This is a genomic window from Trinickia violacea (genome assembly GCF_005280735.1).
Classification (GTDB): Bacteria; Pseudomonadota; Gammaproteobacteria; order Burkholderiales; family Burkholderiaceae; genus Trinickia_A; species Trinickia_A violacea.
The window spans coordinates 2,886,613-2,896,886 of record NZ_CP040077.1 but is presented as its reverse complement, the minus strand read 5'-3'; the positions used below and the strand labels follow the sequence as shown (position 1 = coordinate 2,896,886).

Here is a 10,274-nt window from a genome sequence, read left to right as displayed (position 1 = left end):
CAACGGTGAGCAGCGCGATATGAGTATCGAGACTGATTCAGTTTGGCGTTAGCCGAATCAGCGCGTCTACGAACGACGACCCCGTGTCGAAGGCTCCTTCGTAGCGGACGAGGGTGACGAGAGCCTTTTCAGAGTGGCGGGTGTGCCGTTGAGGAAAGCATCGACCTGGCGCTCTACGTGTGCGTCAAGATCCTTTGGTACGGGCAGCCCATACACCCACTTGCGGACACCTAAATAGAAGATGCTCGCATGCAGGCTCCAGATGAGTTCTAGTTCAGCTTCTTTTGCAGCCGGCGTCGTAGGAGTGGGTAGGCTGTACGTGTTACGGATCTCATCCATTACCGGGCGGAATATGCGCTCGCGCAGCTTCTCCAAATAGCGCTTGTTGATACCCTCACGCGTGAGCCCGGCAAAGATGAACGTACGAATCCATTCGCGTTGGAGGATGACATGCGAATAGGCTTTGTAGAGCGAACAAAGACGCTCCTGCAGCGGTATGCTGCGGTCCGCGAGTAACCGCTCCCATGCGGGATCCCATCGATAGACTTCGCTATACACGCGGTCAATGAGCGCTTCCTTGTTGGGAAAATACCGATACAGCAACGGTTGAGTGACCCCGATCTGCTTGGCGAGTTCGCGCTTTACTCAAACGCGCACATCCTTCGGTCAACGTCTATACGCAGTGGGCAGCAATGCCGGCTCCGTCGAGCGGGTGTGTGGCGAGCACGACATTCACAAGCGACAAGACGCCGGCGACCGAAAGATCGAATCCACCGAGAAGAATGACAAACGTCGCTCCAGCCGCCGCGATCGCAGGCCGTGCATTCTGATCGCCAAGCTTGGGCAGGACGGACACGACCGCGGCGCGGCCGTCGTCGCGTCCGCACTTGCGGATGCCGGATACGAAGTGATGCGCGCGCCTTTGTTTCAGCAACCGGTGTCGGTGGCCGACAGTGTGCAATCCGAAGGCGTCGATATCGTAGGTGTCTCGTCGCTCTCGGGCGCACATCTGGAGCTAGTCGGGCGCTTACTCGACGAACTCGCTTCGCGTGGATTGCCGACTCGTGTCGTCGTGGGCGGTATCGTTCCCGGCGAGCATGCCGCCGAGTTGGCGTCCAAAGGTGTCTCAGCGATATTCGGGCCTGGAACGTCGCTCGAGGCGATCGTCGAATCGTTGTGCGAGTGTATCGAGCAGGCGTGTGACGCGGCACGCGTAGGCGATTGTCTTTGAAGTTGACGCGTCGACGCGAAACCTCGTCGCTGCAGGGCGCTGATCCTCGACAGCCGACGGAGATCAGGCCTCAGCTGCCCGCTGCATCGACTCGTGCTGTTCGCCGCCCAAGGCCTCGACCAGGTCGGCCAACATCCGGCCCAGTTCGCCCGTCATCAGCGTGACGTCGGACTCGAAGCGTTCGTCGTCGTTTTGCGCGGTGGGATCCGCCGCCTCCTTGATCACGTCAAGCGGCATGACACGCTTGATGGTCAGCGACGGCGTCAGCACGAAGGAGACCCGGTCGTCCCAGGTCATCGCGAGGCGCATGCATTGCTTGCCCGCTTCGATGTGGCGGCGCATGTCGTCCGTTTCTAGCGCGTGCCCGACGTATCGCACCGTCGCGTTGCCTTCGCCGCACGAACGCAACTCGGTTTCCTGATCCAGCGTGAAGCCGGCCGGTGCCTCTCCGGACAGCAGCCAGTCCGTCATGGCGGCAACCGGCGAAAGCGCAACGCGGACGCTGGCAAGTGGCAATTGATCGATCGATTTGACGAGCAGCCCGCGAATGTCGTCGGCTAGCGCCTGGGCAGCCGCATCGATGATCAGCCAGCCGTTCACCGCGTCGATCCATACGCGGGTATCACGACGAATGCTGAACGCGCGCGGTAGCAGTTCGTCGGTGACCTGCTCCTTGAGTTCGCGCAGCTGTTTTCGGCCGAGCTTAAAGCCCTGATGCTCTTCGACTTCAAGCGCTCGGGCCTTAGTCACTTGATTGACGACCGAAGCCGGAAGCAGCTTCTTTTCTGCACGAAACGTGAGCAGCATTTGCCCGTTGGTCGAATACACGAGTGCACCGTCGTCGCGTGACGCCCATCCGTGGCTCTGCATCTCTATGCTGTTGCCCGGCTGAAAGGCATGGGGCGCCAGCCATTTTTCCATTTGATCGGGGGTCACGGCCCAAGGGGCCGGAAGACGATGAAGCTGAAGATTTTTGAACCACACGGGAGTACAGGCAAAGCGCAGCATTCTATATGATGGTGACGCCTCCCGGGTGATCCAGCCGTTTGAACAGTTTTCGGCGCATCTGCTCCTGGTGATAGTGAGCGGCGACGAACACTGTCGCCGTCACCAGCACGAATGAACCTACGACGATCGCCATGGCTTCACTTATCGGAACCTCCATTGCTGATCTCTCGGGTTCACTGCAGGTGTTGCCCTCCGTTGATCGCAATATTGGCGCCGGTCACGAAGCCCGCTTCACGCGAACACAGGTACAGCACGAGTGCGGCAACTTCGTCTGGGTGCCCGAGCCGGCCGACCGGAATCTGCGGAATGATCTTTGTCTCGCGGATGTCCTCGGGCACCGCCATCACCATCTTCGTCGCGATATAGCCGGGCGAGATCGTGTTGACGGTGACGCCTTTTTTCGCCACCTCGAGCGCCAGCGATTTCGTGAATCCATGCATGCCGGCCTTTGCCGCAGCATAGTTGGTCTGGCCGAACCCACCCTTGGAGCCGATGATCGATGACACGTTGATGATGCGGCCCCAGCCGCGCTCGACCATGCTGTCGCACACGGGCTTCGTCATGTTGAACACCGAATCGAGGTTGGTGCGGATTACCGCGTCCCAATTGACCTTGTCCAGTTTTTTGAAGCTGGCGTCGCGCGTGATGCCGGCGTTGTTGACCAGGATGTCGACGGGTCCGACTTCCGCTTTGATCTGCGCCGTGCATGTTTCGCACGAGTCGTAGTCGGCGACGTCGACCGCATACGCGCGGAACTGTCGTCCCTCGGCTTCCGTGCGTGCAAGCCACGCATTCGCCCCGGTGTTGCGGGGCGAATAGGTGACTACGACCGTATAACCGGCGTCATGCAACTTGATGCTGATCGCCTCGCCCAGTCCACCCATGCCACCCGTTACTACCGCGATCTGCTTTGCCATCGAATCGTCCTCACAAATGCCGGCGGCGTGCCCGTCGGGAGCAACACTGCCTTCAGTCAAAAATTGGAAGCATTGAAATGCCGGACCCTTAACCGAAGTAAATAAAAGGAATCCTACATATAAGTATGGAACCGATTGCGCGGGCATTGCTGCCCGCGTGAGCATTATTGCTTCGCGCTCGCGGCTACTGCAGCCGACTCGGTGGCACCACGTTTGGCGGCCCTGGACGCTGAGGCCGTGACGGCTTCGAGATTAGTCCCGGCCATTTCCACGGCCTGCTGCCCCGTCTTCTGCAGCGATTCGCACAGCGTGGTGGTGGCGCTGATCGCGGACTTCCATGCGGCGATCGCCGCTTCGGAACCCGCGGGAGCACTCTTCGTCGCTTCCTCGATGAATTCCTGCATGCGTGCGTTATACCGTTCGTACTGCGTCTGTGCGAGTTGCGCGACCTCAGCCTGCGTAGTTGACGCGATCTCGAAGAGTTGACGGCCGTATGACAGTGATTTCTCCGCGAAAGGCGCGGTGAAACCGGCTTGCAGCGTGAACCACTGCTGCGGGTCTGTTGCGCCGGGCGTCTTCGTCAGGTTCTCCTGCGATTCCGCCAGCGTGGACCTGACGGCCTGCAGGTTCAGCGCAACCAGTTTTTCGACACCTTCAAAGACCTTGCCGGTCAATCCGAAGAATGCGTCGAGGCTGGCCTTCTGCGATGCGGCGATTTGCTCGGGACTCGATAGAGCCATTATTGAAATTCCTCAGGATGCAGTCCGCCGTACGAAACCCCGATCGACCGGATGTCGCACGGCGAATGGCGATGATGGATGAACCGAAGCGCAAGGACGCCTGCCAGGCAGCATGCGTCGCGAATACTTCGGAGGGTCGTTACAGCAAGAGGCACTACACATTAAAGTCCAACAAAAGCGACTTCGCATACTTCTTCTTCAGCTCGTTCGCCACGTGCTCCAGCGACACGCGCCGCAATGCCCTAGCGCCTACGCGCGACGGCCTTGAGAATGGAAGCGCCTTCGCTTGTGACATGAGGACGTCGGTGGCCCGACGCGAGGCGTTCCAGTGAGATGAGCTGACGTTCCAGCAGCGTGTCGAGCTCGGCGCGGCCCAGTCCAATCTGATCCGGCGCATCCTTGATGAGCATTAAGGTGGCGAATTCATGGGGACTCAGCATATTGTCTCCTCGATTTAGTCTGTCTGCGCCGCGAGCATTAATTACCGTCTTCGCGGCGAATGGCGGCAAATATTTCCTTTGTCTTTGCAAAGCGGTCAGTCAGGAAATCCTTACGAAGACGTCATCATAGCCGCACAATTTTCAATTGCAATATGCGGAGTGCATTTTTCATTTGTATGTTTATTTAGCCTGCACATTGAGGCAACGCCTTGCCGTCACCCTGCCGGTGCGGAGGCTATGTAAGCCTTGACCGGCGGGGCGGGCCGATCTGAGGCGCACGCCATGTCTGAATACGTCATCAATCAAGAACCAGCGCAGCCAGAATGCAGCGCTGCCGCGCCTATTTATATCTGAACATGATGTTTATAGATCAGCATTGTCTTCTTAAGATATGGCCACGTATAACCTGATGCTTAGAGATATTTACAACATCCCAAGCGAGTCGCTTATTTTCCGAATTCTGATCAGCGAAAAGGCTCAAGGCGGTAACGGAGTGTTCGTTTTTAGCACTTAGATTCGTTCGAGTTCAAGGAGCCGTGCTTGAGACCAACGCGAGCTCGGCACGGGTACTGCAGAAATGTCGGTATCGGTACGAGGGCCTGCTTCGCTCCTATCGCATGGTCCGTGGCACACCGGAAAATTCCAGTTGTACGCGCGCTTGAACGACGAGTCGTCCGCGAGCGGGGCGAAAGCGAGTCTTTGCTGCTACGGGCGGAGGGCGGCATGAACCTGTCGCTCAGATGACTGCATTGAATTTACAGCCAGCCAAAGAACTGATTCCCACTGCGTCGCTTTCGCGTGGCGCGGACTACGAGCGCCTCGCTGAGTGTGGATTCAACCGGTCGATGCAACACACTTCCGCCGGCCGAAACTGCCGGACCTCACAATGGCGATCTGGGCGTACAAGAAGCTTCGAAGATGTGAAGCCGTTCAAGAATTTTTCGAAGCCAGGCTAGGCACAAAGACTCCCGAATGGTGCTTAGCGAACGGCAGTAACGCGCTATTCCTGCTGGATTGAAAAAGGACACCGTCGTTGCCGGTGGCGCTCGACGAATTACAGGAAGCACAGGTTCGAAGCTTATCGGTTAGCTCATTGCTGATTGCGATAGAGTTGATCATCTCGAACGAGAAGTACGCTCTTTACATGTCGGGCCGAAAGGTCCGGCAGGACGGAAGGGTTGTGTGGAACGGGATAGCTTCGGGCTCGATCGATGCACTCCTCGCGGCAACGTTCAAGCATGAAAATATCCACCCAGCCGCCAACGTCGTGAGCCTGTTTGCAAAATATCGTCTGTGATGGAATGTGGCGGAGCAGGTCAGCCCGCTTTTCCGTCAATGCGCGCGGAGGTCAGGAACGGAACGTACTTGATCAAATAGACGAGCAGCGCCGCGCACCATGCGATTCCCGCTGCCAACAGCCAGGCACCGCTCGCGTCGGCGTCGAACCAGGGGCCGAATACGCGCAGGAGTGCGCCGGCGATCATCAGGCAGTAGCTCGCGACCTCGACGCGTCCCGCGACGAGCGGACGCCCGGTGTGTCCAAGTGCGGTGCGCGTGATCATCGCGACGATCGCACATCCGATCGCGCCTACGGTTAGCGCGTGTATCGCTAGCGAGTGAGAGATTCCGCCCCACGCGGACAACGCGAGCAGCGCGAAGCCGATCGGAATCCACAAGTAGGCAACGTGAAGAATCCAGAGGAGTGGGCGTGCGCCCACTCGCCATGAACGCCATCCTGCGATTCTCGTCGCGTGCACGATTGCCGCAGCGCTTGCGCAGCCGATAACGACAAAAGACGGCGCATCGAGCGCATCCGCGAATAGCGCGAGCACGACGGTTGGCGTCGCGAGCGCTTCGATGATCTTCCAGTGCTTCACGGAGAAGCCAGGTATGGCGTTCTTGGTGAACATCGGTATGACGCGTCCGCCGATCACCGCGACGAACATGATGACGAGCCCCGTTGCCGCGTACGCGATACGCAGCGCAAGGTCCATGCGTCCGTGCCACGTCCACCAGTGAAATAGGACATTCATCAATCCAAGCACAGCCAACGCTGCCGGCAGGAACATGTTGCGGCGGTTGCCGGCGGCAAGCAGCACGCGAAACAGCACCCACGCGACGACGGGCAGAAAGACGCTATCGATCACCGCGCCGACAGGTTCCGGGCCGGACCAGACCAGCACCCGGCCGGCCGCCCAGAGCAACCACAGGCTCGCGAGCGAGATGCCGCGCGGCGTCTCGAGCGAGGTCCACGCGCGCACCGCTGTGAGGAGGAATCCTACGAGGATCGCGGCCACGAAACCGAAGAGCATTTCGTGCACATGCCAGATCATGCCGTTCATCATCGGCGAACGGCCGGCGATCGGGATGCCATGCAAAGCGGCTAGCCACAGCGTGACCGCAACGAGTCCAAAGGCCGCGCCGCCCAGATAGAAAGGACGAAACCCGAGCCGAAGAACAGGCATCGCGTTTGACTCCAACGAAGAATTCATCGCACTGGGCCTTGGCTCACCGATCTTCATCGCGCCGCTCCAATAAAAGATTCATTTCTCAAGAATCTTAAGGCGCTGAAGATTTTCGATGGTCGTATCCCTATTCGCGGTGATGTCATCGCGCGAGCCGACACATGCCGTGTGCACACGTCGCTCCGCTATGCCTCGCGCCGATCGCCGTCCGTTGGCGAGGTTGAAGTCCGGCCACGCGGTGCGACTATCGGTCGCGCCGCGTGATGGAGAGCATTCTCGCGGCCGAAGAGGAGCGCGCGGACGATATGGCGGATTGGCTCGAAGGTTTGCTGGAAAGCATGAGGAGGTAGGCCGGACGGGCACCATGCTTGCGAGTGGAAGGGGACAGGGAAAGGCGGCGGCGGGTGGCGATACGCGTGTCGACGTATGGGATTCAATTCTTGCTGGTGATGGGCGTCGCTGGACGATGACGGTGCCCCGAGTCCGGAAAGATCGTGGCGTCGATCTTTCCGGATTGCAGCCTTCGCGACGGACCGAGCGGCGATCAATGGACCGTCAGCAACTTGCGCGTAGCCTGCCGCGCGCACGATCGATGAATGTCTGACGCGCCTGGGAACGGGCATTTGCTGTGGCACAACTTCCTCGCCCGCGCGATGGGGGACGCAGGTCGGGAACGCTGCTTGCGGGCTGTTACCGGATGAGTGGACCCCATTCCGACGAACAGACGGGTGAAGCATCCGAAACCGACAAGGAGGAGTCTTGATGCCGCCTTCGCAATCGCAAGCAGCCGCTGAGCCGCGCCGCGCACGTCATCCGCTCGGCGCGCCCGCGTTGCTGTTCGGCGTGCTGGCCGCGCCGCTCGCGTGGTTCCTGCAAATCGCCATCGTCGAGGCGCTCGCGGCGCAAAGCTGCTTTGCCTATGACAAACCGTTGCCGCAGCCCCGGCTGCACGGCGCGCTGACGACTTCCGCCGTGGTCGCCGCCGTGTGCTTGATCATGGGGGTGTGCGGCGCCGCGCTCGCATGGCGAAACCGGCGGATCGCGGCGACGGTGGCGCGCGAAGCGGGCGCTCGTTCGGACCACGTGCTGCTGCGCCGGGTTGCGTTCATCACGCACGCAAGCCTGATGTCGACCCTGTTGTTCGTGCTCATTCTCGTGGTGACGGATGTTGCCGGGCTGATCGTGTCGCCGTGCGGTCGATGGTGAAACCGGAGTTCCTTCGTGACTGCGCGCCGCACCTCCCGCCACCTCGGCGGCAAGCATCCGCCGCCCGACGCTTCCAGTCTGCGAGCCTTGGTCTCGCCGCCTACTACGACACGGTGGTGATCGAAGGTCTGCGCTACGCCCGCAACGACTTGCTGCGCGGCAAGATCACCGCCGATCAACTCAAGCACGTCAAGAAGGCGGCGCTCGATCTGATCGAGCGGCTGGATCTCGCCGTCGATTTGAAATCCCAGGCAAGCCATCGCGACGGCGCATTTGATCGTCGGACTGGCGGCGAACGAGAGCGAATTCGGCCGAGAGTTTCAGGAACGCGAGGCTTCGGTCGTGACGACGCTCGATGCACTGGTGGAGGCTTGCCGGCATGCCGTTTGCGGTGTGGGTTGCGAATACGCGATTTCGTAAGGACTTTCCAAAAAACGTTGAGCAGGCTGGCGACAGGCCGGGAGCGCGCGCTGCGCTCCGGCCGACCGGCAGGGAGGCGCGATGCGTGGAATCCATAACAAGGCAGGCATGGCAATTTCTGCCGTGCTGATTGCACTGCTTACCGCTTGCGGGGGGCATGGGAGTGGCTCGGGCAGCGGTGGCGGCGGGTCGGCGCCGGCGGGCGGCATCAGTCTGCAAGTCGTTTCGTTCGGCGATAGCTTGTCGGACGTGGGGACTTACGCGCCGATCGCGAGCGCCGTGGGAGGCGGGCGGTTCACGACCAATCCGGGGCAAGTGTGGACGCAGGACGTCGCACAGTACTACGGCGGCACGCTAAGCGCGGCCTATACGATCGACATCACCCATAAATTGAGTGCGCAAGGCGGTCTCGGCTATGCGGAAGGCGGCGCCACGGTCGCGACGCCGGCCAGTCAGAATGACTTTCTGACTGACGTGATCGGCAATGTCGAAATGCCGGTCAATCAGCAGGTTTCGAGCTATCTGGCTGCTCACGGGAGTTTCAACGCGAGTCAACTGGTGCTGGTCTGGGCCGGCGCGAACGACGTGCTTCGTGCGGGCGCGCTGCCGGCCGCGGCGCAAACCGTTCAGACGGCTGCCAGCACGCTCGCTCAAATCATTGGACAAATCGTGCAGGGCGGCGCCACGCATGTTGTCGTGGTCAATGTGCCGAATGTCGGGCTGTCGCCGAAAGGCCTTGCTCAGCCCGACGGCGGGGCGACGCTGACCCAGGAGTCGCAGATGTTCAACAATGACTTGAATGCTGCCTTGCAGGCCGACGGCCTGCAAGGCAAGGTCATTCAGATCGATTCCTACACGTGGGTGAATCAGATCATCGCGAATTTTCAGGCCAACGGCTTTAGCGTTTCCAACACGGCCCAAGCCTGCGACCCGTCGAAAACGCCCGATGACACGTCATTGTTCTGCTCGCCGCCCACCTACGTGTCGGCCAACGCGGATCAGACGTACATGTTCGCCGACGACCTTCATCCGGCCACGCATTTGCACGCGCTGTTCGCGCAGTTCGTGGAGCAGCAAATCGCGGCGAGCGGTTTAGGTCACTGAGCCGCTATTCGCGCGCTACGCCCACATCGTGCGTCCCAAGAACGTCAGCGTACGGTCCCAGGCCAACTGCGCCCAGACGGGATCGTATTGCGTGATCGCGATTCGGCTGGGCCCGACCGCGGTCTCGTTGGCAAACGCGTGACGTGCAAGATAGCGATGGAATTCGAAGTTGACTTTGGCGTCCGACAACTTGGTTTCCAGCGCACCGACCGTCTCGATTGAAAAGGCGTCGTCCTGGGTGGCCCAGTGGCCGATGACGGGCACCTTGATTTTGGACGCGTCGATGTACTCCAGCGGAGGAAAGCCGTACCACACCACGCCGGCCGATACTTCAGGGGTCTGGCATAGCGACAACAGGGTCAGCGCGCCGCCCATGCAATAGCCCATCACCGCGACGCGTTCGGAACGCTGCTTCAAGTACTGCACGGCGCCGCGAACGTCCTGGCCGGCCGCGTCGCCGAAGTCGAGACCGCTCATCAAGTGATGCGCTTCTTCCTCTTCGACGGTCATCTTGCCGCGATAGAGATCGGGTACCAAAGCCAAATATCCGGATTGCGCAAGCCGGTCCGCCACGCCGCGGATCTGGTCGTTCAATCCCCACCACTCTTGAATCACGACGATTGCGGGCGCGCCTTCGGGCTTCTCGGGCGTTGCCAAATAACCCTGGAGTTGCTGGCCGTCAGGGCGCTGAAAGGAAATCATCGATCCTGGCGTCGGTTTCATTGGATGCTCCTTGGTTGAAC

Annotated in this window: 12 protein-coding genes and 2 pseudogenes; 6 read left to right on the top strand and 8 right to left on the bottom strand. The window is 60.3% G+C overall.

The genetic code is table 11. The features are described from left to right. Positions 1-66 precede the first annotated feature (66 nt). Positions 67-639, bottom strand: a pseudogene (locus tag FAZ95_RS13100) (TetR/AcrR family transcriptional regulator); the annotation flags it as partial. Between FAZ95_RS13100 and FAZ95_RS13095 the strand changes: the two are divergent. Then, on the top strand, positions 611-1,231 hold the full coding sequence (locus tag FAZ95_RS13095; protein WP_137332856.1) for a cobalamin-dependent protein: 621 nt from the start codon (positions 611-613) through the stop codon (positions 1,229-1,231). The pseudogene FAZ95_RS13100 and the gene FAZ95_RS13095 sit on opposite strands and share 29 nt — an antisense overlap. Positions 1,232-1,294: 63 nt before the next feature. On the opposite strand, the gene FAZ95_RS13090 is transcribed toward FAZ95_RS13095, so the two are convergent. The 5 genes from FAZ95_RS13090 to FAZ95_RS13075 form a co-directional block, all read right to left on the bottom strand. Continuing rightward, complete coding sequence (locus FAZ95_RS13090; RefSeq protein ID WP_137334539.1) at positions 1,295-2,215, bottom strand: recombination-associated protein RdgC; 921 nt, start codon at positions 2,213-2,215, stop codon at positions 1,295-1,297. Positions 2,216-2,240: 25 nt separating this feature from the next. Beyond that, a complete protein-coding gene (locus FAZ95_RS40505) occupies positions 2,241-2,372 on the bottom strand; it encodes a hypothetical protein (protein WP_302674733.1) in 132 nt (43 codons plus the stop codon). Positions 2,373-2,412: 40 nt separating this feature from the next. Then, positions 2,413-3,156 carry an acetoacetyl-CoA reductase gene (gene phbB / locus FAZ95_RS13085; RefSeq protein WP_137334538.1) on the bottom strand — a complete coding sequence of 248 codons (744 nt, stop codon included), beginning with the start codon at positions 3,154-3,156 and terminating at the stop codon, positions 2,413-2,415. A gap of 164 nt (positions 3,157-3,320) precedes the next feature. Beyond that, positions 3,321-3,896, bottom strand: coding sequence for a phasin family protein (locus FAZ95_RS13080; RefSeq protein WP_137332855.1), 576 nt, complete (start codon positions 3,894-3,896; stop codon positions 3,321-3,323). A 242-nt stretch (positions 3,897-4,138) separates the two neighbouring features. Beyond that, positions 4,139-4,336, bottom strand: coding sequence for a hypothetical protein (locus tag FAZ95_RS13075; protein WP_137332854.1), 198 nt, complete (start codon positions 4,334-4,336; stop codon positions 4,139-4,141). A 482-nt stretch (positions 4,337-4,818) separates the two neighbouring features. On the opposite strand from FAZ95_RS13075, the pseudogene FAZ95_RS40045 reads away from it, so the two are divergent. After that, a pseudogene (locus FAZ95_RS40045) lies at positions 4,819-5,063 on the top strand (GNAT family N-acetyltransferase); the annotation flags it as partial. A gap of 312 nt (positions 5,064-5,375) precedes the next feature. Next, positions 5,376-5,633, top strand: coding sequence for a hypothetical protein (locus FAZ95_RS13070; RefSeq protein ID WP_496543832.1), 258 nt, complete (start codon positions 5,376-5,378; stop codon positions 5,631-5,633). Positions 5,634-5,652: 19 nt separating this feature from the next. Here the strand turns inward: FAZ95_RS13070 and FAZ95_RS13065 are convergent, their stop codons facing one another. Then, complete coding sequence (locus FAZ95_RS13065; RefSeq protein ID WP_137332852.1) at positions 5,653-6,858, bottom strand: NnrS family protein; 1,206 nt, start codon at positions 6,856-6,858, stop codon at positions 5,653-5,655. Between the two features lie 705 nt (positions 6,859-7,563). On the opposite strand from FAZ95_RS13065, the gene FAZ95_RS13055 reads away from it, so the two are divergent. The 3 genes from FAZ95_RS13055 (at position 7,564) to FAZ95_RS13045 (ending at position 9,531) form a co-directional block, all read left to right on the top strand. Continuing rightward, positions 7,564-8,007 (top strand): hypothetical protein, encoded by a 444-nt coding sequence (locus FAZ95_RS13055; RefSeq protein ID WP_137332851.1) that lies wholly within the window; start codon positions 7,564-7,566, stop codon positions 8,005-8,007. A 116-nt stretch (positions 8,008-8,123) separates the two neighbouring features. Next, positions 8,124-8,525, top strand: a complete 402-nt coding sequence (locus FAZ95_RS13050; RefSeq protein WP_137332850.1) for a hypothetical protein — start codon at positions 8,124-8,126, stop codon at positions 8,523-8,525. Beyond that, positions 8,509-9,531 carry an SGNH/GDSL hydrolase family protein gene (locus FAZ95_RS13045; RefSeq protein WP_137332849.1) on the top strand — a complete coding sequence of 341 codons (1,023 nt, stop codon included), beginning with the start codon at positions 8,509-8,511 and terminating at the stop codon, positions 9,529-9,531. The genes FAZ95_RS13050 and FAZ95_RS13045 overlap by 17 nt, the downstream gene beginning before the upstream one ends. A gap of 15 nt (positions 9,532-9,546) precedes the next feature. On the opposite strand, the gene FAZ95_RS13040 is transcribed toward FAZ95_RS13045, so the two are convergent. Further along, positions 9,547-10,254: a dienelactone hydrolase family protein gene (locus FAZ95_RS13040; protein ID WP_137332848.1), complete on the bottom strand. Its 708-nt coding sequence runs from the start codon at positions 10,252-10,254 to the stop codon at positions 9,547-9,549. Positions 10,255-10,274: the final 20 nt, after the last annotated feature.